The organism is Saccharothrix espanaensis DSM 44229 (genome assembly GCF_000328705.1).
Taxonomy (GTDB): Bacteria; Actinomycetota; Actinomycetes; order Mycobacteriales; family Pseudonocardiaceae; genus Actinosynnema; species Actinosynnema espanaense.
The window spans coordinates 6,082,491-6,104,659 of record NC_019673.1 but is presented as its reverse complement, the minus strand read 5'-3'; the positions used below and the strand labels follow the sequence as shown (position 1 = coordinate 6,104,659).

The following is a 22,169-nucleotide window of genomic DNA, read 5'->3' as shown; positions in this document are numbered from 1 at the left end:
GTCCCGTAAACGCCGACCGGGACCACGACCTACTGGGTCGTGGTGGTTGCGGTGACCACCAAGGTTCAGTCGGTCGAGCACTGACCCGGATCGGCGAGGACCATGCCGGAACCGCCGGAAGGCTCGATGGGATGAACGATGAAAGTCCCGTGATGGCCCGAATGGATGTGGCACCCGGATCCGATGGCGATTCGGATGCCGTGCGCGAGGCGGTGACAGTCGGGCTGCCCGATGCCGGTGGGCGGGACTCCGCACTGGCTGCCGCGCACTGCTCGGACAACCGTCGACCGCCCCTTGCAGGGTTCCACGCCTCGGGGAACTCGCCGTGGTCGACGCCTCCCGCAGCCTCGATTCCGGTGATCCACCCACTACGAAACCCACCCCACCCTGACCGCCCACCTGCACCAGCACGTCAGCGGCGCATGACAACCCCGGTCACAACGAGGCCAGCGCCTCCACCGGGGTCAGCCGGGCCGCCCGGATCGCCGGGTACAGCCCGGCCAGCGCGCCGACCGGCAACCCGATGAGGAACGCGCCCGCCGACGCCGTCCACGGGACGACCGTCGGCCACCCCTGCCACGTCGCGTACCCGGCCGAGATCGCGGTGCCCAGCACCACGCCACCGGCGCTGCCCAGCCCGGCCAGCAGCAGCGACTCCAGCACGAACTGCACGCAGATCTGCCCCTTGGTCGCGCCCAGCGCGCGGCGCAGCCCGATCTCGCCGCGCCGTTCCAGCACCGAGATGACCATCGTGTTCGCCACCCCCACCCCGCCGACCAGCAACGCGACCGCGCCGATACCCAGGAGCAGCCCGTCCAGGGTGCGGTCGGTCGCCCGCTGCGCGGCCAGCGCGTCCGACGGCCGGGACACCCGCACCTCGATCGGGCTGCGCGGGTTGACCGTCGCGGCCAGCACCGACTGCACCGCCTCGACCTGGGGCGGGTCCGACCGGCAGTAGAGCTTCGTGGGGTGCCCGTCGAACCCGAGGTACTCCGCCGCCGCCGGCCACCCGACCAGCGCGGCGGTGTCGAGCTCGGGGGCCAGGGCGACCGGGGCCAGGACGCCGACCACGCCGAACCACCGGCCGCCCAGCCACAACCGCGTGCCCGGCGTGGAGACCAGCAGCTGCCGCGCCGCCCGCGCACCGAGGACCACCGCCGGGTAGGTCGCGGTGGCGCCGTCCAGCCAGCGACCGGTGGCGACGCGACCGGCCGAGGTGTCCAGCAGGTCGAGCCGGGCGGCCAGCACCGCGATGCCCCCGGTGTCGCCGGACGGCACGTGGTCGTTGCGGTACACGCCCGCCGTGAGCCGCCCGGTCGCGGAGGTGGACCGGACGGGAGGGATGCGCCGCACCATGCCGACGGACTCGGCCGGCAGCTTCGCGCCCTCCCCGTACACCGTGCTGCCCGGTTCCACGGTCAGCAGGTTCGTGCCCAGCGCCGCCAACCGCTCGTCCAGCTCGCCCCGGCTGGACGCCGACACCCCGACCACGGCCAGCATCGCCGCGATCCCGATCGTGATGCCCAGGGCGGCCAGCGCCACCCGCAACGGCCCGGTGCGCAACCCGGACGCGGCCACCCGCACCGCGTCGGACACCGAGAGACGCGTCCTCACCCGGTCACCCTCCCGTCCCGCAGGTGCACCTGGCGCGGCAGCCGCGCGGCGATGTCGAGGTCGTGCGTGATCACCACGACCGCGGTCCCGCCGACGTGCAGGCCGCGCAGGACCTCCAGCACCCTGGTCCCGGACTCGGAGTCGAGGTTGCCGGTCGGCTCGTCCGCGAGCAGCAGCGCCGGTCGCCCGACCACGGCGCGGGCGATGGCCACCCGCTGCCGCTCGCCGCCCGACAGCTGGTGCGGCCGGTGGGCGAGTCGGTCGCCCAACCCCACCCGGCCCAGCACGTCCCCGGCCCGGCGCAGGCGTTCCGGCCGGCGCGTCCCGGTGTAGAGCAGGCCGTCCGCCACGCTGTCCAGCGCGGTCTTGCCGGCGGTCAGGTGGAAGCGCTGGAACACGAACCCGATCCGGTGCGCGCGCAGCGCGGACAGCGCCCGGTCCGACAGCGCCGCCACGTCCTCGCCGTCCACCAACACCTCGCCCGACGACGGCCGGTCCAGCGTGCCCAGCACGTTGAGCAGCGTCGACTTGCCCGACCCGGACGGGCCGACGACGCCCACCAGCTCACCCGCCGCGACGGCGAGGTCCACGCCGGCCAACGCGACCACGCCGTTGTCGAACACCTTCGACACGCCCCGCAGCAGGGCCACCGCGCCGCTCATCCCGGCACCCGCACGGTCATGCCCTCGACGAGCCCCGGGCCGCGCACCTCGACCCGGCCGTCGGCGAACAGGCCGGTCTCCACCGCCACCACCCTGGTGGCGTCGCCGTCGACGACCTCGACGGCGTAGCCGCCCTCGACCGGCGCGAGGAGCGCGGGCACCGGGACGGTCAGCACGTCCGGCCGCGCCCGCGCGGTGTAGCGCACCTGCACCGGGGCCTTGGTCATCGAGGCCACCGCGTTCTGGTCGGCGACGGTGATCGTGACCGGCACCGTCGCGTTCGTCGACTGACCCGTCGGGTTGCCTCCCGGCTGGCCGGTGCCGGTGCCCGTGCCCGTGCTGAGTTCCGTGCCGACGGCGGCGACCACACCGGGGACCTGCGCGCCACCGGGCAGCGCGACCGACACCCCGGCCCCGACCACCGCCCACGCGACGTCCTTCGCCCGCGCGTCGACCGTGACCACCTTGACGTCGGGCGTGTGCGAGAGGACCTCGCCCGACGCGCTCCCGCCGATCCGGACCGCGCGGGACGACACGCGCACCGGTTCCGGCACGTAGACCACGCCGCCCGGGTCGATCTCGCCGGTGTCCTCGACCCGCAGCGCGCGCTGCCACCGCTTCACGGCGTTCGCCGTGGCCTCGGTGTACTTCTCGTCCACGGTGAACCCGACGTACCCCAGCGCACGCAGGTTCTCCTCGAACTGGCGCACGTCGCGGCCGGTCGAGTCCCGCGCCAGCGACCGGTACATCGGCAGCGGCCCGAGCAGCACCACGACCGGCTTCTCGTCGGCTCGCAACAGGACGTCCCCGCGCGTCAACACCGCGCCCACCTCCGGCAGCCACGTCACCGTGCCGGCGGCCTTGGACGTCAGCGGCACCGCCGGGCCATACCCGAGCTCACCGTCCACGGCGGTGGTCTCGGCGAGGGTGGCCCTGGTGACCGGCGCGGTGACGCCGGGGGCGGGCGCGGGCGGCGGTGCGGCGGTCGTCGTCCACCTCGACCACAGCGGGACCGCCGCACCCGCGCCCGCCACCACGAGGAGCGCGGCCACCGCCCGGAGCACGCGACGGCGCCGTGAGGTCATCCGCCCACCGTGCCCTTGTCGCCCGCCCCGGTCAGGATGTCGTGGCACGCGGCCTCGGCGGCGGGCAGTTTCGGGTCTTCCTTGAGCCTGCCCGCCAGGTCGTCGCCGATGCGCGGGTCGCCGGTCTGAGGGTCTGGGTCCGGGTAGTCCGGGATCCCGTTCTGCCGCAGGCACGCCGCGTACCGCTGGCGCGCCTCGATGAGCTTGGGATCGGGTTTCGCCACCTCCCCGCCCGAGGGAACGAAGGCCCGGCACCGCTCGGCGGCGGTCGACGCGACGTCCACCGGCGTGCGCTCCTTGTCGATCTGCGGCAGCCCCTCCTCGGTCGGGTGGTCGACCAGCACGGCCCCGTTCGCCACCAGGCAGTCCCGGTACGCGACGACCTGCGCCGCGTTCCCCGACCCGGCGGCGGCGGACGCGGAGCCGCTGCCCACCGAGACGACGCTCGGCGCTTCGGGCGACGCCGCGCACCCGGCCAGCAAGACCGCCACGAGCACCGCGGTCAACGAGCGTGTTCCGCACATTTGCCCTCCCCTTGTGCATCGGATGGGGGAAATTGCAGCGGAATTGCCGTAAGGAGCGCATTAGCGGCTCGCTTATGGGTGTTTTATGGCCTTCCGGTCACGATAGGCGCCAGGAGGTGCCCGACATGCGCGTACTCGTCGTGGAGGACGAAGTGCTGCTCGCGGACGCCGTCGCCGAAGGGCTGCGACAGGAGGCCGTCGCCGTGGACGTGGTCTACGACGGCGCGGCGGCGCTCGACCGGTTGGCCGTCAACGACTACGACGTGCTCGTCCTGGACCGGGACCTGCCGCACGTGCCCGGCGACGAGGTGTGCCGGCGGGTGGTCGAGTCCGGCGCGCTGACCAGGGTGCTGATGCTCACCGCCGCCGGCCGGGTCGGCGACCGGGTCGCCGGGCTCTCCCTCGGTGCGGACGACTACCTGCCCAAACCGTTCGCGTTCGCGGAGTTCGTGGCCCGGGTGCGGGCGCTGGGTCGCCGCGCGCGCCCCGCCGCGCCGCCGACCCTGCGCCGCGCGGGCGTCGAGCTGGACCCGGCCCGCCGGGAGGTGTTCCGCGACGACCGGCGCGTTCCGGTGTCCCGCAAGGAGTTCGCGATCCTGGAGGAGCTGCTGCGGGCCGAGGGCGCGGTCGTCACCTCCGAGCAGCTCCTGGAACGGGCCTGGGACGAGCACATCGACCCGTTCACCAACGTCCTGCGCGTCACGGTGATGACGCTGCGCCGCAAGCTCGGCCCGCCGGTGGTGGTGGAGACCGTGCTCGGCGTCGGCTACCGGATCCCATGACCGGGCCGAGGTGGACCGTGCGCACCCGGCTCGCCCTGCTGCACGGGCTGGTCGCGCTGCTCGCCGGCGGCTGCGTGCTCGCGATCGCCTGCCTGGTGGTCGACCGGGGCACCGCGACCCAGCGGATCGAGGTGCCGGTGCTCGCGTCGGAGCCCGCGTCCGCCGAGGCGGCCGAGCAGCTCAAGAGCCGCCAGGCCGCCGCCGAGCGGCAGGTGCGCGACGAACTGCGGGCGCGGACGTTGGACCCGCTGGTCGAGCGCGGCCTGCTCGGCCTGGGCGGCGTCGTCCTGGCCGCGCTGGTGGCGGGGTGGTTCGCGGCCGGGCGCGTGCTGCGCCCCATCCACCGGATCACGACGACCGCGCGCCGGGTGGCGGACCGCAACCTGCACGAGCGGATCGCGTTCGGGGGGCCGCGCGACGAGTGGCGCGAGCTCGCCGACACGGTCGACGACATGCTGTCCCGCCTGGACGCGGCGTTCGCGGGCCAGCGCCAGTTCGTCGGCAACGCCTCGCACGAGCTCAAGACACCGCTGGCGATCAACCGGACGTTGCTGGAGGTGGCGATGAACCGGCCGAACGCGCCCGTCGAGCTGCGGGAACTGGGGGAGACGTTGCTGGTGGTCAACGCCCGCCACGAGTCGCTGGTGGACGGCCTGCTGACGCTGGCCCAGTCGCAGCACGAGATCGCCGCGCCCGAGGACGTCGACCTCGCGGAGGCCGCCGCCGCCGCGGTGGACCTCACCCGGCACGAGGCGCAGCGCCTCGGGGTGGCGGTGTCGGTGGACGGGGGGCCGGCGGCGGTGCGCGGCGACCGGACGCTGCTCGACCGGTTGGCGCACAACCTCGTGGTCAACGCCGTGCGGCACAACGTGTCCGGCGGCTGGGTGCGGGTGCTGGTGGCCCCGGTGGGGGAGGAGGCGGAGCTGTCGGTGGCCAACACCGGGCCGGTGGTGCCGCACCCGGCCGTGGCCCGGCTGTTCGAGCCGTTCCAGCGTGCCGCGAACCGGGTCGGCTCGGTGGGCGGGAGCGGGCTGGGGCTGTCGATCGTGCGGTCCGTGGTGCACGCGCACGGCGGCCGGGTGGAGGCCGAGCCACGGGACGGAGGGGGGTTGGTGGTGCGGGTGCTCCTGCCCCGCAGCACGGCCGGGTGACCTAGCAGGTGTGCGAGGGGACGTCAAGAACCGAACCCTCGCGACTACTCGGGTGCGGGCTCGCGGGGCGACCATCGTGGTGTTCCGGTTCATCGGATTCGAGGGGAACCCATGGGATTCGCGAGAAAGTCCACTCTGCTCGGCGCGGTGCTCGCCGCGGTGCTCGGATTGACCATGGCCGCCGGCCCGGCGGGCGCGGCCGGGAAGAACGGCTCGCTGGAGTCCGGCGAGTTCGGCCTGTACTACCTCACCGGCCAAAGCGGCTGGGTGTTCGACCTGTACGTCTCGGACTCGAACTTCGCCGACGACAACTTCCCGGGGACGGGCGTCTCGGCGGACAACAACACCGAGTCCTACCGGAACCGCGACTCGTTCTGGTGGCACGTGTTCACCGGCGCGGGCTACACCGGTTCGCACGGCTGCCTGTCGCCGGGGTACGTGGGCAACGCCTCGGCCACCTACAAGAACACCATCTCGTCGGCCTACTACTCGTCGAGCAGTTGCTGATTCGTCGAGCGTGACCCGATGTCGGTCCGGCCGGTGTTCGCGGTCGGGCCGGCTTCACCCGTGGTCGAAATGGCGCACACCCGCTGGAGGCTCTGCCATGCGCTCATTCCGCGTTCTTCTCGTCTGGTGCGTCGTGGCGCTCGCGGCGTGTTCCGCGCCGGCCCGCGGCACCGAACCCGAAATCGGCCCGGTGCCCACGGTGGCGCCGGGTGCGGAATTGCGGCTGCCGGTCGAGGACTACCTGGTGACCGACGAGCAGGGGGTGGAGATCGCCGCCGCCAGGGTCCTGCTGATCACCGCGTGCCTGCGCCGGTTCGGCGTGGAGTACACCGTGCCGTTGCCGGTCGCGCAGCCGTTCGGCCCGCGCAGCCTCACCGAGCGCCGCTACGGGATCACCGACGCCGGCCTGGCTGAGCTCCACGGGTACGGGATGGGTCCCCGGGACCCGGCGCTGCGCCCGGCGCCGGTCAAACCGGAGCTCGACGCGACCGGGCAGAACGCGCTGACCGGGCAGGGGCAGTCGGTGCTGGCGGGCCAGGCCGTGCCCGAGGGCGGGTGTGCGGGCGACGCGGACCGCGTGCTCGACCGCGACCTGCCCGCCGGCGCGGACCCGCAGCTCGGGCAGCGGCTCCAGTTCGAGTCGTTCGAGGCGGGCCGGCAGGACAGCCGGGTCCGCGCGGCCGTCGCGGCGTGGTCCGCGTGCATGGCGGAGGCCGGCCACCACTACGCCGACCCGCTCGCGGTCGCGGGCGATCCGGCGTTCATCGGCGACGTGACGCCCACGCAGCTCGCGACGGCCGCGACCGACATCGACTGCAAGGTCAGGACCAACCTGGTGGGCGTGTGGTTCACCGTCGAGTCGGCCTACCAGCGCGCCCGCATCGAGAAGGACCCGGACGCGTTCGCCAAGGCCAAGGACGCCAACGCGGCCCGGCTGCGAGCCGCCCGACACGTGCCCAGGTGAACCCCTCGGCGCGGCGGTGCGGTCCGGATCCCGGACCGCACCGCCGCACGTCGTTCAGCCCGGGAGACCGGGGTCGAATCCGGTGCCGGATTCCCGCGAACGCAATGACAGGGCCAGCCGGACCAGATCGGCTCCGGTGATCATGCCACTCTTCTCCCGAATGCGCCGCAGGTAGGTGTCCACCGTGCTGGCCGTTATCCCCAGGCGGCGGGCGATTTGCAGATAGGTGAGCCCGGTCGCGTAGAGGTCGAGCACCTCGCGTTCGCGCGAGGACAATCTTGCCGCGTGTGACATCGGAGTCCCCCTGGATCCTCAACGGTGCGGAGTCCGTATGAGCGGTCGAAAGGTGCCCACCCGTTGATCCGGATAGGCAGTGGTGTCCCCTCGCGTGGACCATCCTCACGTCGGGTGGTGGGTATTTCAATCGGCCGATCGGGGTGAACGGGTGAATTCGCATGATTGCGGAGTGATCTTTCCGGTGGTGAATCACCGGGTCGGACTGGCACGTGAACGGTGGTCACGTAGCCGCTGGTCCGGTTTCGGGTGGATTCCCGCCGGATTCCGCCGACGCCGACACCCGGTGCGGGCGTACCGGGCGTCGGCGGATCCGGGAAGCACACTTCAGGTGGCTGTCCGGGCGGTTGAACGGAAAATTCGACGGCAGTCGTCACCCTTTTGCCGAATGGTCCAGACCGCTGGCCGGTATAACGCCGGGCACTCGAAAGAGGGAAACTCCCGCATGGTTGGCCGGTGGTCGTCGTTCAGTTCCGGTGTTTACGGCGCGCCGGCACGCCGCAGCAACCGTTTGCCCCGGGCCGCGGCGACGCCACAACTCCCCAGCGCCACGACCGCGACCCGCAACGCGTCGGTGAAGCCCGCGCCGGCGAGGTGCCCGCCGAGGACGTCGACGCTGAGCCCACCGCGGCGAACTCGACGGTTTCGGTGGTGAGGCGAGCGGTGTCGAACAGCTCGGCGGCCGGGCCGGCGCGGTCGCCGGCGCGCTGGACACCGCCGTCCCCGTCCCCGTCCCCGTCGCCGACGACGACGGGGACCTGCTGGTCGCCCTCGACGCCGGCTACCCGCCGGTCCTGGTGGACGGCGCCCGGATCCGGCGGGCCGGTCCCGGGCGGTGATCTTCGAAACGTTCCTGCCCTCGGTGGTGGGCCGGTGGTGACGTACCGGCTCGTCAGAACCCGGGTCCAGGTCCGGGACGGTCGCCGGACACCGGTGGCAGCTCCCACGCAGCCGGCCCGGCGCGGCCAGTGGACAACCCCGCGCCTGGCCGCGCGCACCGGAGCGGGGTCGCGACTGCCCGAGTCGGAGCGTCTGGCGTGTCATCGACGTTTCGTGAGCCAAGGCTGGTGGTGATCTCGGGGAGATCCGCGGACCCAGTGGGCACGGAGTGAGCAGTCGTTTTTCGCCCTGATGCCCGCCTATGAACTGTCAGCGGCTGCGTCCGGACTGCGGTTGGTGGTGTCGAGGTCGTCGAGCTGTTCTCGGATGCGGTCGGCTTCGGTGTCGCGCCCTTGTTCCCGGTACGACTCCAGGGCCTCTTGCCAGGCCGCGTGGGCGTGTTCACGTTGTCCGAGAGCCGCGTAGGAGTGGCCGATCCGGTCGAGGGTGTCCGCGACCTGGTAGGTGTAGCCGAGTGGGCGGAACACCGTCAGGGCTTGGTGGTAGTGGTCGATGGCCTGGTGGTGGTTGCCGGTGCGGTGCGCGATCAGCCCGAGACTGTCCAGCGCTGCCGCCTCACCGTCGGGGTCGTGGCGTTCTCGGTGCAGGATGAGGGCGGCGTGGCAGTGGTCGCGGGCGGTGTCGAAGTGGCCCAGGCGCGCGGCGTACCAACCCACCAGGTTGTGCGCGTCGGCTTCCGCCGCCGGGTTGTCCAGGACGCGTTGGAGGTCGAGTGCGCGGTGCGCGTGACCCAGCGCCTGCCGATCGTCCCCCTGTCGTCCCCAGGCGAAGGCGAGCGCCAGGTGGGTGTGCGCCTGCTCGGTGACATCCCGAAGGTGTACCGACAGGTCGAGTGCTTGGCCCAAGTGCCTGGTGGCCTCCTGGTGCAGGCCCAGCCGGGTACAGGCGTAACCGAGGTGCCGGTGGGCGCGGACGCGGGCGGTGGGGGTGGGCAGGTGGGCGGCGGCGTCCACGGCTGCCCGCCAGGAGGCGACGGCGTTGTGCCGGTGCCCTCGCCGGAAGTGAAAAGTGTCCAATGCCCAGGCGAAGTGCCATACGGCGTCGTGGCGGCCGAGAAGGGCGGCGGTGTGCTGGGCGGCGAGGAGGGTGGCGTGCTCGGCGTCCAGCCAGGAGGTCGCCGCCGCGGCGTCGGACAACGGGTACGGATGGACGCCGGGTGCGGGCGGGTCGGGCAGCAGCATCGGGCGGTCGGGACGCAGAAGGCGGTCGGCGGCGTGGGCGGTGTGCAGGTGGAAGTCCGTCACCCGCGTCAGGGCGGCCATCCGTTCGTCGTCGGACAGGGCGTGGGCGGTGGTGGCGGCGTAGGCGCGGACGAGGTCGTGCATCGCGTAGCGGCCTCCCGGTCGCCGTTCGATCAGCGACGCGTCCTCCAGCGCCGTCAGCGTCCTGCGGGCCGGGCCGTGGGGCAGGCCGGTGAGGGCGGCGGTGGCGGGCGAGGTGGTGTCGGGACCGGGTGCGATGCCCAGCAGCGAGAACGTGGTGCGCTGCTGTTCGGTGAGGTGGCGCAGGGACCAGGAGAGCACGGTGGGCAGGCCGGCGGCGGGGTCGGAGTCGTGGTCGAGCGCTTCCAGACCGAGTTCGCGCAGTTCGGTGGCGATCTCGGACAGCGGGATGGCGGGGCGGGTGGCGGCGGTGCGGGCGGTGATCGCCAGGGCCAGCGGGTAGGCCCCGCACAGCGTCACCAGTTCGTCGACGGCGTCGTTCTCGGCGGCGACCCGGTCGGCGGGCAGGCGCGCGGTCAGCAGGGCGCGGGCCTCGTCGCGGTCCGGGACGTCCAGGGTCAGGTGGCGGGCGCCGTGCCGGTCGATCAGCGAGGCGAGTCTGCGGCGGCCGGTGACCAGCACGGTGCAGGTGGCTGTGCCGGGCAGCAGGGGGACGACCTGGTCGCTGGTGGCGGCGTTGTCCAGCACGATCAGCATCCGTCGCCCTGCGACCAGGCTGCGGTACAGCGCGGCTAGGGCGTCGAGGTCGGTCGGGATGCGCTCGGGGTCGACGCCGAGGGCGTCGAGGAAGCCGCGCACCGCCACCGCCGGATCCGTCGGGTCGCCGGAGGGGCCGAAGCCGCGCAGGTCGACGAACAGTTGCCCGTCGGGGAACCGGTCGGTGTGGCGGTGGGCCCAGTGCAGCGCCAGCCAGGTCTTGCCGACCCCGCCCGCGCCGCCCAACGCCGAGATCATCACCGCCGCCCCCGGTGCATGGTCGCCGTTGCCGGGCGTCAGGGCGCGGTCCAGGTCGGCCAGGTACTTCTCGCGGCCGACGAACAGTGTCGGTGCCCCGGGCAGTTGCCGAGGCGTCGGGCCACCGCCGTCGGGTGCGACCGGGCCCGCCGGCCGGTCGAGCACGCCCTGGTCGGCGGGGTGGGGATGGTCGGGCAGGGCGAGCCAGGCGGTGTCGCGGACCTCCTTCACCGCCACCGGCACCGGCCGGAACGTCGCCGGGTCCAGCACCGCGGAGTGGCGGACCACCTCGTCGAACACCCAGCGCGACACCACCAACGCGACCAGACCGGGCGACTGTCGCAACGCCGCCTTCACCGGCGGCGCGTCCAGCAGCCGGAAGGCCGTGGTGACCGCGGTCGAGGTGACACCGTGCCGGTCGAAGACCACCTCGCCGGCGTGCACCGCCACCCGCAACCGGACGTGCTGCGCCGTCGGGCCGGCGTCGTTGTGCTCCCGCAACGCCGCCGCCAACGCCACCGGCATCACCTCGACCAGCGGCGCCTTGGCGTACCCGGGCGGGACCAGTACGAACACGCCGTCACCGCGATCCTCGTGGTAGCAGCCCTCCCACGGCACCCCCGCCGCACGCAGCGCCGCGCCGACCACCCGGTACAACCCGGCCCGAGTCGCCACCTGGTGGGGCAGCGTCCGGCGCGCGTCACCGAACCCCTCCACGTCCACCACCACGATCGTGCGGTGCACGGCCTGACCCGGACTCGCCATCCCCACCCTCCCGAAGCAGCCTGGCAGTTCCTCGACCAACCCGGTCTACCGCACGACCGACCACCGTCCCCCGGCTTCGACGCACCGACCGCCCGGACGGACGTACGCACGAGAACCAGCCGCCCGGCCGAGGGTCGAAGCAGGCCGTTTCGTCGTCAGCCCAGGGACTCCGCGTACACGGTGGCGATCCGGCGGCGTTCCCCGACAACGTCCCGTTCCCGGCGCAGACCGGACAGAGGATCGTACGAGTCGGGTCTGACCAGATCTCGCCATGACCCCAGACCTCGCCGCCGCGCAGCAGGTAGTTCTTGATCAACACGGTGACGTCGTGGGCCAGCAGTAGTTCGAGGGTGTCCTGGCGGGGTGAAACGCGTCGCGGGTGGACGGCCTGGCCGAGCATGGAGTCGAGCCCCATCGGTGTCGGACTGCGGCTGGACGTTCCAACTGGACCTGTTGAGGTCCGGCGAACTGTTCGTCAGCGGGGTCTCGGCCGAGTTCTGGGTCGGCGACGTGCCCGGCTGTGACGAAGCCCCGCCGGACTTCTGCACCGACCCCGAGGCCACCATCCGGGCCGCCCTGGCGAGTTGGAACTCACCATTCGAGCCCGTGCACGCGAGGTTCCTCGACCCGGAGGTCTGACGGTCGGGAGCCGGACTCCGTGAGGCGGCGGGAGAGGTGACCGTCGAGATCGCCTCCCCGCTGCCCGGATTCAGCGATGCTGTGGACGAAGTGCGGGGTTCTGCTGCACCCAGGTGCGGCGATGAGGATCGGGGTGTCGGCAATCGGCACAGCCGGTCTCGTTCGGAGCCGTCGAGGGCTGCTCGACGGCTCAGGCAAAGGGGCCTTCGGTGATGAACCGGCGCAGGCCCCGGGCGAACGTTTGGGCTTCGCCTGGCGGCCAGGCGGTGAGGCTTGCGGTGATGTGGGCGGCCAGCCGGCGGCGTAGCTCGTCCACCACGTGTTCACCGTGCTCGGTGAGGATTAGCAGGGTCGCCCGCCGGTCGAAGGGGTCGGGTTCACGGCGGACCAGCTTCCTCGTAGTGCGTGCGTGGCGCACGCATATGCGGCTGTGGCGAAAGGATCTCCATGAATCGGACCGGTATTCGTGCTGTCCTCACAGACCTGTTGTTCACCCCCGATCTCGACCTGTATAAGGCCATCGACCGGCACTTCACCCCCGACTACCGCCAACGTACCGACGGTGAGTGGGCTGACCGCCAGGGGTTTGTCGAGCACATCGCCCACCTGCGCACGATCGTGACCGCAGGGTCTGTCGAGGTTCATGACGAGCTGTACGACGGTGCCCACTACGCCGATCGCCACACCGTCGAGGTCACCAAGACGGACGGATCGACCGTACGCACGGAGGTCTACGTTTTCGGCGAGTTCGCGCCCGACGGGCGCTTCAGCCGTATCGAGGAAACCACGCTCAAGCTCCACGGCTCCGCTCCGGGTGCAGGCGCGAAGTACACGCTGGTGTTCGTGGATCGCCTGTTGTCACACCGGTGCATGTCCGTCAGGGACTCACCCTCGACGTACTCGCCGCGCGGCTTCGTGTCGACCGGCACCGGTTCTTCTCCGGGGAGTCCAGGCAGAACGCCGTCAAGACCATGGTGCCCGCCGACCTCGCGGACCGGGTGTTGTACTACGGCGCGACCGTGCCAGGTTCGGTCGCCGACATCACCCAGGCCCGCGACGCGGGGCCTGATCGGCCTGCTCCACGACGCGCACGATGCGCAGATCCTCGCCGACGCCGGATGCCAGGGCCTCGGTGCCGGAACCTGCGGCGCGTGGTGACACCGCCGCAGGTTCCGGAAGGACCCACCACCCTGGTACGAGAAAATCCTTGCCGCACAACGCAAAGCCCACTCTTCACACCGTATCCGCGTCGAACACGGCATCGCCCACCTCAAGGACCGGCGATCCCTCACCCACCACCGCACACCACCTGCATGGTCGAGCGTAACCCTGGTCCTGACGGGCGCCCGATGGGACTCAGTTGTCGCAGATCTGACGGGTCTCCTGGTTGTCCTGGTACGTGATGCGGGCGCACGTGAGCATGATGAGGGAGTCGGTGGTCGTCTCGCGGGTGCTCACCTCGCGGAACCCGTTGCCCGTGGTCGTGGCCGTGGCGATCGCCACGTACTGCGGCTTCCAGTACGTGTAGAGCGTCACCTTCAGCTCGACCGACCGACTGCCGGACCCGGTGAACGAGCCGTACCCCCAGGTGCGGGGCGACCCGCTCGCCGTCGAACGCCGGAACTCGGCGCACAGCCCGGCGTCGCAGTTCGGACCGGGCGAACCGGCCACGCCGAACCCGGTCGGGGCCGCCGTGGCGACCGGGGCCGCCACCACCGCCGGCGCGACCAGGGCAGCCAACAGCGCGGCTGTCGTCACCAATGCCTTCACCGCGAGACCTCCTGCGGTGATCCGGACCCGACGAATTCCATCGCAATACCCCCTGTGTGTCGAAAACCCCTGACCCACAGGCTAGGACCTGCGGATCGAGGGTGTTAAGCGCCCGAACGGCGTCAGCGCCCCAGCTGTCAGCGAGCGGTCAGCGGTCCGATCGACGCCTCCGCCGTGCAGGAGGTCGTCGAGTTTCGCGGGTGTGCTGTAGTCAGCGGCGACGGCCGGGGCGGGTCCCGGCACGACCCTTTGGCTGGCATGGCGAAAGGGCCACCTGCAAGCGGGCGCGTCCTGATGCGCCTGGCGGGTCTTGTCGAGCGCGGCGTGAAGTTCCTCGTTGTCGACGGCTCGCGGCCGCTTGGTGGTCGCGACCACCTCCTCGATGGCCTGCGTCAGCGACACCTCGTCAGCGGAATGGGAACAGAGCGAACGAAGTCCATTCGCCACCGAGGGCAGGTGCCGACGAAACATCGGATGACGGGTCGAGCCGCGCTGCTGCCGTGAATGTGCAAGAGGGCGATCGGGTGAACTGGTGAACCGCGTTTCGGGCCCGTCCGAACCGGGAGTGTCCTGTCCGTGCGGCGGGTTGCGCCTCGGACGGGTGTCGATCCGAAGGGATGGAGCATGTCAGCACCCCCACCCACGCGTCGTCGACGACGTGTGGCGGCAAGTCTGATCGCGGTCGGGAGCACGGTGCTCGCCGCCGGTCTGATCGGCGGGTCTGGTCCGGCCGGAGCGTCGAGCCACCGGGAAGCGCCGTTGATCGCCGGTGATCCGGCGGTGGACAACACGGACGTCTACGCGTTCGTCAGCCCCGACAAGCCCGACACGGTGACGTTGGTGGCGAACTGGTCGCCGTTCCAGGAACCCAACGGCGGTCCCAACTTCTACCCGTGGGCGACCGACGCCCACTACGACATCAACATCGACAACGACGGCGACGCGCGCGCCGACCTCACCTACCGGTGGACGTTCCGCACCGACGACCGGCGCGGCAAGTCGACCTTCCTCTACAACAACGGCCCGGTCACGTCGTTGGACGACGAGAACCTGCTGTTCCGGCAGACCTACACGCTGGAGCTCTGGGACGCCGACGGCCGCGACCGCAAGCTGATCCGCTCCGGGAAGGTGGCGCCGTCCAACACCGGCCCGGCGTCCATGCCGGACTACGGCGCGTTGCGCGCGCAGGCGGTGACGGACGTTCCGGGCGGCGGCAAGAGTTACGTGGGTCAGGCCGACGACGCGTTCTTCCTCGACCTGCGGGTGTTCGACCTGCTCTACGGCGGCAACCTGTCGGAGGTCGGGCAGGACACGCTGGCCGGGTTCAACGTCAACACCATCGCGTTGCAGGTGCCCAAGTCCCAGTTGGCGCTCAAGGGCGACGCGTCGCGCAACCCCGTCATCGGGGTGTGGAGCGACACCGAGCGGCAGTCGATGGCGCTCAGTCCGGGCGACTCCCGGGCGTTCGGACCTCACGTGCAGGTGTCGCGGCTGGGCAACCCGCTGGTGAACGAGGTCGTGGTGCCGGCGGCGTTGAAGGACAAGTTCAACGGGTTGACGCCCGACCGTGACGGGAAGATCCCCGAACTGGTGAACCGGGTGACCGATCCGGAGGTGCCCAAGCTGATCCAGGCGATCTACGGCATCCCCGCGCCCGCGACGCCGCGCGACGACCTGGTCGAGATCTTCCTGACCGGCATCACCACCAAGCTGGGCGGGCCGATCAAGGCCGACCTCAACTCGCAGCTGAACAACGCCGACGTCAACCCCAAGCGGTTCACGCCGTCCGAGCAGTTGCGGCTCAACGTGTCCGTGCCGCCCACCGCGTCGCCGAACCGGTTGGGCGTGCTCGCCAACGATCTCCAGGGCTACCCGAACGGACGACGCCTGGCCGACGACGTCGTGGACATCGGGGTGCAGGCGTTGGAGGGCGCGGCGGTCACCGGCATCGTGCCCGCGCTGGCGGCGGGGGACAAGGTGAACGCGAACGACAAGGCGTTCGGCGCGACGTTCCCGTACGTGGCACTGCCGAACAACACGGCGGTCAACTCCGGGGCCGGCGGAGCCGTTGCGCCCTCTGGTGGCGGTGGCGGCGGCGGTACCGGTCTCCCTGCCGGGCTCGTGCTCAACGCGGCGCTGGCCGCACTGCTGATCGGTGCCGGCGCCTGGCTGCTGCGCAAGCGTCCACAGTGGACTGTTCCGGCGATGTCCTAGCACCACGGGCGGCAGGAGCGTCTTCCGGGACGCACCTGCCGCACCCTCTCTTTTGGAGTGTCATGACCAGGCGCAGGATTGTGGCTTTGCTGGTGATCGCTTCGGGTGTGGTGCTGCTGGTGACGACGGTGACGGCGTCGCGCCGCGACGACCCGCCTGTGCTGCCGGCCGCACCCGTGGCGCACAGCGGGGTGCAGCGCGGTGTGTCCGCGGCGCAGGAGCGGCTGCGTCGCGTGCCGGAGGACGCCGGCACCTGGGCGCAACTCGGCGCGGCCTACGTGGAGCAGGCGCGAGTGACGGGGGATCCCGCCTACTACGCCAAAGCGCAGGGTGCGCTGGACACGTCGCTGCGCTACCGACCCGAGCGCAACGGAGCCGCCCACATCGGTCTCGGCGCGCTGGCCAACGCACGCCACGACTTCGCCGCCGCCCGCGACCACGCCGAGCAGGCGCGCCTCGCGTTGCCCGACACCGCCGAGGTCTACGGCGTCCTCGCCGACGCCCTGACCCAACTCGGCGAGGCCGACGCCGCCCGCGCCGCGACGCAGCGCATGGTGGACCTGGAACCCGGTGTCCCGGCGTTCACCCGCGCCGCCTACGACTTCGAACAACGCGGCGACGTCGGCTCCGCGCGAGCGGCCCTCCTCCGCGCGCTGGACGCCGCGTCGACGCCCGCCGAGGTGCTGTTCATCCGCTACCACCTGGGAGAGCTCGCGTTCGACAACGGCGACCTGGCCGAGGCCACCGACCAGTACGACCGGGGCCTGCTCGTCGACCCGCACGACGTGCCGCTGGTGCAGGGGCACGCCAAGGTCGCCGCCGCGCGTGGTTCGTTGGACGAGGCACTGGCCGGGTACGCCGACATCGTCGCGCGGGTCCCGTCGCCGCAGTACATCCACGAGTACGCGAACCTCCTGCGGGCCGCCGGCCGGACCGCGGACGCGTCACGTCAGTTCGAGGTGCTGGCCACGCAGGAGCGGCTGCTCGCGAGCGCCGGCAGCACCGACGACCTGAGCCGGTCCGTCGCCGCCGCCGACCGCGGCGACCCGGCGACCGCGGTGGCCGCCGCACGGCAGGAGTGGAGCCGACGCACGCACCCGCTGGTCGCCGACGCCCTCGCCTGGGCGCTGCACCTGGACGGACGCGACGCCGAGGCGGTCGAGTACGCGGACCTCGCCGCGCGCACCGGGTGGCGCAACGCCACGTTCGCCTACCACCGGGGGATAATCCTCGCCGCCCTGGGCCGTCCTGACGAGGCCGTGGTGGCCCTCGATCTGGCGTTGACGACCAACCCGCACTTCTCGCCGGTCGACGCCCCCGCCGCCCGGACCGCGTTGGCGGGCCTGCGATGAGGGCCGTCGTGGTGCTGTTGTTCGCTGGCCTGGGGCTGACCTTGGTCCCGGCCGCGGCCTCCGCGCACCCGTTGGGCAACTTCACCGTCAACCACCACCACGCGATCACCGTGCACCCGGACCGCGTCGACCTGGTGTCGGTGATCGACCTCGCCGAGATCCCGACGCTCCAGGAACGCCCCGCCGCGCAACCTGCCTACGCCTCCCGCGAGTGCGACGCCGTGCGGCGGGGCGTGGAGCTGCGGGTGGACGGCGGCGCGGTCGCGCTGACCGCCCGTTCGGCGGCCGTCGAGTCGCCCGCCGGCGAAGCGGGACTCACCACCACCCGCCTGACCTGCTCGTTCACCGCGCCCGCCGACCTCGACCGGACGGCGGTGCTCGACGTGCGCGACGCGTACCGCGGCGACCGGGTCGGCTGGCACGAGATGACCGCCGTCGGGGACGGCACAGCGCTGGTCGATCCCCCCGTGCCGGCGTCGAGCACCAGCGACACCCTGCGCGCCTACCCGGACGACCTGCTGTCCGACCCGCTCGACGTGCGGTCGGTCAGCCTGCGCGTCGAGCCCGGCACGTCCACCGCGTCGGGCGCGGTCGCCGGACCGGGCGGCACCTCGCTGCTCGGCACCGCGACCCGCGCGTTCACCGACATCGTCGGCGAACAGGACCTCACCCCGCTGGTCGGGATGCTCGCCGTGCTGCTGGCGCTGCTGCTGGGCGCGTCGCACGCGGCGCTGCCCGGACACGGCAAGACGGTGATCGCCGCCTACCTCGCCGGTCGTGAGGGCACCGCCCGGGACGCGGTGGCGGTCGGGGCGACCGTCACCCTCACCCACACCCTCGGTGTGCTCGTCATCGGCCTGCTGATCAGCGCCACCAGCACCCTGGCGGGCGAGTCGCTCCTGCGGGTCCTGGGCATCCTCAGCGGCCTCCTGGTCGCCACCATCGGGACCGTTCTGCTGCGCTCCGCCCTGCGCACCGGACATCCCGCACTCGTCGTCCAGGGACACGGCCACGGGCACGGACACGGCCACGGGCACGGACATGGACATGGGCACGGGCGTCGGGTGGGTCGTTCGGGTCTGGTCGGCATGGGGATCGCGGGCGGACTCGTCCCCAGCCCGTCCGCCCTGGTCGTCCTGCTCGGTGCGGTCGCCCTCGGCCGCACCTGGTTCGGCGTGCTGCTCGTGATCGCCTACGGGATCGGCATGGCCGCCACCCTCGTCGCAGTCGGCCTGCTCCTGGTCCGCCTGCGCGACCGGCTCGCCGCCGTCGAACGCCTCCGCGACCGCTTCACCGCACTCCCAGCGCTGACCGCCGCGCTCGTCCTCCTCGTCGGCCTCGGGCTGACCCTGCGCGCCGCACTCGGATAGGAGAACCCCTTCATGCGCACCACCGCACTCGTCCTGAGCACGGCCGTGCTGCTCACCGCGTGCTCCACCCCGGACCCCGGACCGGTCTTCGACACCGAGGGCGCAGCGGACATCACCTGCCTGAAACACCAGCCCACACCACCCGGCCCGCGCTACTCCGACGACACTCTCCGCCGCACCGACGAAACACTTCCCCTCCTGCGCTACTACACCGCACACGGCCGCAAACCCTTCTGCGACGGGCAGCCACCCACCGGAACCGACCAGCAGTGGGCGCGCACCTACGTTCAACTCGGCGCGGACCGCGCCAACGTGGCCGGCCTGATCGACTGACCGCCATCGCGGGGTGACGGTATCCGCGGGAGTGCATTCATGGTCGAACGAGTGGCCACGCGCTATCGGGTCGGCGGTCCGCAGCACGATGCAACCGAGTTCTTCGGATGGTGTCTCAGCGTGGCACTGCGGTCACTGCGGTCTCAGGGGTTCCAGTACGTGGTGACGTGCGTTCGTTCGAAGCGTCGTGCGGCCAGGTCGGCTCGCGGAATCGTCCAGTGGACGGTGGTGCCTTCCAAGCCTCGGATGTCGGGGTACCAGTCGGCGATTAGCACCCAGTCGTCGGTGCCGGGTGGCTCTGCCGCCGGCCGGTGGCCCGCTCGTTCGGCTTCCGCCGCGGACTCCGCGGCGGAGGTGACGGGGTCCAGTCCGGACTCGTCCGTGCCGTAGCCGCCGATCTGGAGCGGGCCGTCGGAGGCGATCTTGCCTCGGGTTTCCCACCACACCGCGACCAGTTCCTCGGAGCGCGGGTGGCCGGGCAGTGGCACGGAGTACGGCGGCTCGGGGATGTCCTTGATCCCGGAGTGCGGCAGGGAGACGTTCGTGGTCAGGCGCAGCTCGCCCTGGGGGAACGCTCGGCAGACCTGGTCGTAGTCCGGGACTTCGCCGTAGAAGTACGGGTTGTTCTCTCGTTCCTCGACTGTCGTGCCGGCGGGGATGTGGAGCGCTTCACCGGCCGATGCCACGCCGGGATCGTCCGCCAGGGGAAAGGCGAACAACAGCAGTCGACCGTCAGGGGGGAGGGGGAGGTCCGTGGCGTCCGGGGGCAGGGCCTCGCAGTCGATGGTGGCGACGAGGGGGAACCACGGGTCCGGGGCGTCGGCGGGGAGCATCAGGGGGCCACCGAAGCGGGCCACGACCGGCCCGTTCGCGGACGGCGTCAAGGTCGCGCACGGGCGGGCGATGCTGATCCACCGCTCGACGTCGCCGGTCGGGATACCTCGTGCGAGCGCCTCGTCGCGGAACGGGCCGAGGATGTCTGCGATCACGCGGCGACCTTAGCCGCGATCACCGGACCGAGACGAGGTTCGGTCGACGGCTCTGCCCTTTCGGGCGGGACAAGGAGCTTTCAGGGCCGAGTCCCTTTCCGACGCGTCCGCACCCGGCGAGTCCGTGACCAGCTCTGCGGAGGGGCACCGTGTCGTTTCCGCCCTGAATGGACGGAAGTTCGGCAGGCACGGGCCCAGGTTGGTGCGAGCTGACGTTCTACTGCCGGCTCGAAGTGCACGGGCGTCACTCGGCGACGACCAGTCCTACCCGGTAGGCGAGGACCACCGCCTGCACGCGATCACGCAGGTCGAGTTTGGTCAGGATTCGGGAGACGTAGGTCTTCACGGTTTCCGTGGTGATGCACAGCTTTTCGGCGATCTCCGCATTCGACAGGCCGGCGGCGATCTGCACGAGCACTTCGAGTTCCCGGCGAGCGAGGGTCTGCCGGACGTGCTCCCGGGCCGGGTGGGTGGTGTCGGTGGGGCGCAGGCGCTCGGCGAAGTGGCCGATCAACGCTCGGGTGACGGCCGGCGCCACCAGCGATTCCCCGGCGGCGACAGTGCGCACGCCCTTGATCAGTTCCGCCGGTGGCGCGTCCTTGAGCAGGAACCCGCTGGCACCGGCCTTGAGCGCCTCGTAGACGTACTCGTCGACGTTGAACGTGGTGACCATCAACACTTTCGCCGGGGTCCCCACACCGGGCCCGGCCAGCCGGCGAGTGGCCTCGATACCGTCGAGGATGGGCATGCGGATGTCCATCACCACGACGTCCGGGCGCAGCCGCAGCGCCTCCTCGACGGCCCGCCTGCCGTCCGCCGCCTCGCCGACGACCTCCATGTCCGGTTGCGCCGAGAAGATTGTGTTGTACCCGGCGCGCACCAGTTCCTGGTCCTCGCACACCAGAACCCGGATGGTCATGCCTGCCTCCGTGACGGGATGAGAGCGTGCACCCGGAACCCGCCTTCGGGCCGGGCCCCGGCCACCAGTTCACCATCTAGCATCCGTACCCGCTCCCGCAGCCCGCTCAGGCCGCGCCCACCCGACCCGATCGCGGGCGTGCCCGCGGAGATCCCGTCCGTCGTGACCTCGATCTCGATCCGGTCGTCGTGATCGTCGATCTCGACCCGGGTCAGGTGTCCCGCCGCGTGCTTCAACGCGTTGGTCAGCGCCTCCTGCACCACCCGGTACGCCGCCAATTCGACGTCGACGGCGTGCTCACGCTGGTCGCCCCGCCTGGTCAGCTCGACCGGCTGGCCGGAGAGCCGGGCCTGCTCGACCAGGTCGCCGACCCGGCCCAGGGTCGGCGACCGGTCGGCCCTCGCCGAGTCACCCGTCGCCTCGAGCACGTCGAGCAGGTGACGCAGGTCCGTCAACGCCCGGCGGCCCGTGACGCTGATGGCGTCGAGCCCTCGCCCCACCTCTTCCGGTGCCCCGTCGAGCAAGAACTGTGCCGCGTCCGCTTGGACGACCATCGCCGTCACGTGGTGGGTCACCACATCGTGCAGGTCCCGCGCGATGCGGGCCCGCTCTCCGGCGGTCGCCACCTCGACACTCAGCCGACGGTTCTCCGCCTCCTCGGCCCGCCACCGGCGCATCGCGGTCCCGGCCATCCACATCACCACCAGACTCAGGTAGAAGACGACGAACACTTGAAGCTGACTGGGCGAGCCCAGCAGGTGCAACGTGATCGCCAACCCGCTGTAGCCCGCGGTCGCCATCGCCGCGATGACGCGGCGGTACCCCACCTGGTGCGCTCCGACGGCGAAGAGCGCCAGGTAGAGCCCGATGCCGGCGATGGTGTCCGGGTAGCCGAACGACTGGTGCAGCGCGAAGGCGGTACCGATGACCGCCAGACAGCCCGCCGGCATGCGTCGTCTGATCGCGAGCGGCGCAGCTTGGGCGATGACCAGCACGAACGCGAGCGCGTCGACCGGGCGTCTCGGCAAGTCCCCGAGCTGGGGGCCGATGGTGGACACGGTCGGTACGAACGCCAGGGCCGTGAGGACCAGTGCGAGCGCACTGTCCTTAGTAGACGGCGTTAGTCTTTGCCACCCGAGGAGCATCGCGCGAGCGTAC

22 protein-coding genes are annotated in these 22,169 nt (G+C 71.8%); 10 read left to right on the top strand and 12 right to left on the bottom strand.

What is annotated here, in order from left to right; genetic code table 11:
* Positions 1–435: 435 nt before the first annotated feature.
* The 4 genes from BN6_RS26370 to BN6_RS48065 are packed head-to-tail and all read right to left on the bottom strand — an operon-like array spanning position 436 to position 3,885.
* Positions 436–1,614 (bottom strand): ABC transporter permease, encoded by a 1,179-nt coding sequence (locus BN6_RS26370; protein ID WP_015102827.1) that lies wholly within the window; start codon positions 1,612–1,614, stop codon positions 436–438.
* Positions 1,611–2,276 (bottom strand): ABC transporter ATP-binding protein, encoded by a 666-nt coding sequence (locus BN6_RS26365; protein ID WP_015102826.1) that lies wholly within the window; start codon positions 2,274–2,276, stop codon positions 1,611–1,613. Before BN6_RS26365 ends, BN6_RS26370 begins: the two co-directional genes overlap by 4 nt.
* Entirely contained in the window at positions 2,273–3,361 is a 1,089-nt protein-coding gene (locus tag BN6_RS26360) for a peptidoglycan-binding protein (protein ID WP_015102825.1), read from the bottom strand. Before BN6_RS26360 ends, BN6_RS26365 begins: the two co-directional genes overlap by 4 nt.
* Positions 3,358–3,885 carry a hypothetical protein gene (locus BN6_RS48065; RefSeq protein WP_015102824.1) on the bottom strand — a complete coding sequence of 176 codons (528 nt, stop codon included), beginning with the start codon at positions 3,883–3,885 and terminating at the stop codon, positions 3,358–3,360. The genes BN6_RS26360 and BN6_RS48065 overlap by 4 nt, the downstream gene beginning before the upstream one ends.
* A 125-nt stretch (positions 3,886–4,010) precedes the next feature.
* Between BN6_RS48065 and BN6_RS26350 the strand changes: the two genes are divergently transcribed.
* From BN6_RS26350 to BN6_RS26335, 4 genes are all read left to right on the top strand, one after another.
* The gene (locus BN6_RS26350) at positions 4,011–4,667 is read left to right on the top strand and encodes a response regulator transcription factor (RefSeq protein WP_015102823.1); all 657 of its coding nucleotides are present in this window, start codon (positions 4,011–4,013) and stop codon (positions 4,665–4,667) included.
* Between the two features lie 17 nt (positions 4,668–4,684).
* Entirely contained in the window at positions 4,685–5,818 is a 1,134-nt protein-coding gene (locus BN6_RS26345) for a sensor histidine kinase (RefSeq protein WP_015102822.1), read from the top strand.
* A 111-nt stretch (positions 5,819–5,929) separates the two neighbouring features.
* Positions 5,930–6,325, top strand: a complete 396-nt coding sequence (locus tag BN6_RS26340) for a peptidase inhibitor family I36 protein (protein WP_015102821.1) — start codon at positions 5,930–5,932, stop codon at positions 6,323–6,325.
* A 97-nt stretch (positions 6,326–6,422) separates the two neighbouring features.
* Positions 6,423–7,289 carry a hypothetical protein gene (locus BN6_RS26335; RefSeq protein ID WP_015102820.1) on the top strand — a complete coding sequence of 289 codons (867 nt, stop codon included), beginning with the start codon at positions 6,423–6,425 and terminating at the stop codon, positions 7,287–7,289.
* Positions 7,290–7,343: 54 nt separating this feature from the next.
* Here BN6_RS26335 and BN6_RS26330 read toward each other — a convergent pair whose 3' ends face one another.
* Positions 7,344–7,583 carry a response regulator transcription factor gene (locus BN6_RS26330; RefSeq protein ID WP_015102819.1) on the bottom strand — a complete coding sequence of 80 codons (240 nt, stop codon included), beginning with the start codon at positions 7,581–7,583 and terminating at the stop codon, positions 7,344–7,346.
* A gap of 1,139 nt (positions 7,584–8,722) precedes the next feature.
* The gene (locus tag BN6_RS26325; RefSeq protein WP_015102818.1) at positions 8,723–11,425 is read right to left on the bottom strand and encodes a tetratricopeptide repeat protein; all 2,703 of its coding nucleotides are present in this window, start codon (positions 11,423–11,425) and stop codon (positions 8,723–8,725) included.
* A 417-nt stretch (positions 11,426–11,842) separates the two neighbouring features.
* On the opposite strand from BN6_RS26325, the gene BN6_RS26320 reads away from it, so the two are divergent.
* Complete coding sequence (locus BN6_RS26320; RefSeq protein ID WP_041314113.1) at positions 11,843–12,064, top strand: hypothetical protein; 222 nt, start codon at positions 11,843–11,845, stop codon at positions 12,062–12,064.
* Between the two features lie 190 nt (positions 12,065–12,254).
* Here BN6_RS26320 and BN6_RS49750 read toward each other — a convergent pair whose 3' ends face one another.
* Positions 12,255–12,383, bottom strand: coding sequence for a hypothetical protein (locus tag BN6_RS49750; RefSeq protein ID WP_269454282.1), 129 nt, complete (start codon positions 12,381–12,383; stop codon positions 12,255–12,257).
* Between the two features lie 128 nt (positions 12,384–12,511).
* On the opposite strand from BN6_RS49750, the gene BN6_RS48060 reads away from it, so the two are divergent.
* On the top strand, positions 12,512–13,222 hold the full coding sequence (locus BN6_RS48060; RefSeq protein ID WP_015102815.1) for a nuclear transport factor 2 family protein: 711 nt from the start codon (positions 12,512–12,514) through the stop codon (positions 13,220–13,222).
* Between the two features lie 198 nt (positions 13,223–13,420).
* Here BN6_RS48060 and BN6_RS26305 read toward each other — a convergent pair whose 3' ends face one another.
* Complete coding sequence (locus BN6_RS26305) at positions 13,421–13,834, bottom strand: hypothetical protein (protein WP_015102814.1); 414 nt, start codon at positions 13,832–13,834, stop codon at positions 13,421–13,423.
* An 81-nt stretch (positions 13,835–13,915) separates the two neighbouring features.
* On the bottom strand, positions 13,916–14,236 hold the full coding sequence (locus BN6_RS26300; RefSeq protein ID WP_015102813.1) for a hypothetical protein: 321 nt from the start codon (positions 14,234–14,236) through the stop codon (positions 13,916–13,918).
* A 258-nt stretch (positions 14,237–14,494) separates the two neighbouring features.
* Between BN6_RS26300 and BN6_RS26295 the strand changes: the two genes are divergently transcribed.
* The 4 genes from BN6_RS26295 (at position 14,495) to BN6_RS26280 (ending at position 19,103) form a co-directional block, all read left to right on the top strand.
* Positions 14,495–16,048, top strand: coding sequence for a DUF4331 domain-containing protein (locus tag BN6_RS26295; RefSeq protein ID WP_231904751.1), 1,554 nt, complete (start codon positions 14,495–14,497; stop codon positions 16,046–16,048).
* 80 nt (positions 16,049–16,128) lie between these two features.
* Positions 16,129–17,400, top strand: a complete 1,272-nt coding sequence (locus tag BN6_RS26290; protein WP_408005343.1) for a tetratricopeptide repeat protein — start codon at positions 16,129–16,131, stop codon at positions 17,398–17,400.
* Between the two features lie 11 nt (positions 17,401–17,411).
* The gene (locus BN6_RS26285; protein ID WP_197540196.1) at positions 17,412–18,770 is read left to right on the top strand and encodes a High-affinity nickel-transporter; all 1,359 of its coding nucleotides are present in this window, start codon (positions 17,412–17,414) and stop codon (positions 18,768–18,770) included.
* Between the two features lie 12 nt (positions 18,771–18,782).
* Positions 18,783–19,103, top strand: coding sequence for a hypothetical protein (locus BN6_RS26280; protein ID WP_015102809.1), 321 nt, complete (start codon positions 18,783–18,785; stop codon positions 19,101–19,103).
* A 143-nt stretch (positions 19,104–19,246) separates the two neighbouring features.
* Here BN6_RS26280 and BN6_RS26275 read toward each other — a convergent pair whose 3' ends face one another.
* The 3 genes from BN6_RS26275 to BN6_RS26265 all read right to left on the bottom strand — a co-directional run bounded on the left by BN6_RS26275 (position 19,247) and on the right by BN6_RS26265 (position 22,156).
* Entirely contained in the window at positions 19,247–20,092 is an 846-nt protein-coding gene (locus BN6_RS26275; protein ID WP_015102808.1) for a YwqG family protein, read from the bottom strand.
* 244 nt (positions 20,093–20,336) lie between these two features.
* Positions 20,337–21,011 carry a response regulator gene (locus tag BN6_RS26270; RefSeq protein WP_015102807.1) on the bottom strand — a complete coding sequence of 225 codons (675 nt, stop codon included), beginning with the start codon at positions 21,009–21,011 and terminating at the stop codon, positions 20,337–20,339.
* Positions 21,008–22,156, bottom strand: coding sequence for a sensor histidine kinase (locus BN6_RS26265; protein WP_015102806.1), 1,149 nt, complete (start codon positions 22,154–22,156; stop codon positions 21,008–21,010). Before BN6_RS26265 ends, BN6_RS26270 begins: the two co-directional genes overlap by 4 nt.
* Positions 22,157–22,169 lie beyond the last annotated feature (13 nt).

What these genes read in the sequence shown, in the direction of transcription:
- BN6_RS26330 (WP_015102819.1), bottom strand. Translation starts at nt 7,583, where the DNA reads ATGTCACACGCGGCAAGATTGTCCTCGCGCGAACGCGAGGTGCTCGAC.
- BN6_RS26335 (WP_015102820.1), top strand. Translation starts at nt 6,423, where the DNA reads ATGCGCTCATTCCGCGTTCTTCTCGTCTGGTGCGTCGTGGCGCTCGCG.
- BN6_RS26325 (WP_015102818.1), bottom strand. Translation starts at nt 11,425, where the DNA reads ATGGCGAGTCCGGGTCAGGCCGTGCACCGCACGATCGTGGTGGTGGAC.
- BN6_RS26270 (WP_015102807.1), bottom strand. Translation starts at nt 21,011, where the DNA reads ATGACCATCCGGGTTCTGGTGTGCGAGGACCAGGAACTGGTGCGCGCC.
- BN6_RS26365 (WP_015102826.1), bottom strand. Translation starts at nt 2,276, where the DNA reads ATGAGCGGCGCGGTGGCCCTGCTGCGGGGCGTGTCGAAGGTGTTCGAC.
- BN6_RS26265 (WP_015102806.1), bottom strand. Translation starts at nt 22,156, where the DNA reads ATGCTCCTCGGGTGGCAAAGACTAACGCCGTCTACTAAGGACAGTGCG.
- BN6_RS26350 (WP_015102823.1), top strand. Translation starts at nt 4,011, where the DNA reads ATGCGCGTACTCGTCGTGGAGGACGAAGTGCTGCTCGCGGACGCCGTC.
- BN6_RS26340 (WP_015102821.1), top strand. Translation starts at nt 5,930, where the DNA reads ATGGGATTCGCGAGAAAGTCCACTCTGCTCGGCGCGGTGCTCGCCGCG.
- BN6_RS48065 (WP_015102824.1), bottom strand. Translation starts at nt 3,885, where the DNA reads ATGTGCGGAACACGCTCGTTGACCGCGGTGCTCGTGGCGGTCTTGCTG.
- BN6_RS48060 (WP_015102815.1), top strand. Translation starts at nt 12,512, where the DNA reads ATGAATCGGACCGGTATTCGTGCTGTCCTCACAGACCTGTTGTTCACC.
- BN6_RS26360 (WP_015102825.1), bottom strand. Translation starts at nt 3,361, where the DNA reads ATGACCTCACGGCGCCGTCGCGTGCTCCGGGCGGTGGCCGCGCTCCTC.
- BN6_RS26280 (WP_015102809.1), top strand. Translation starts at nt 18,783, where the DNA reads ATGCGCACCACCGCACTCGTCCTGAGCACGGCCGTGCTGCTCACCGCG.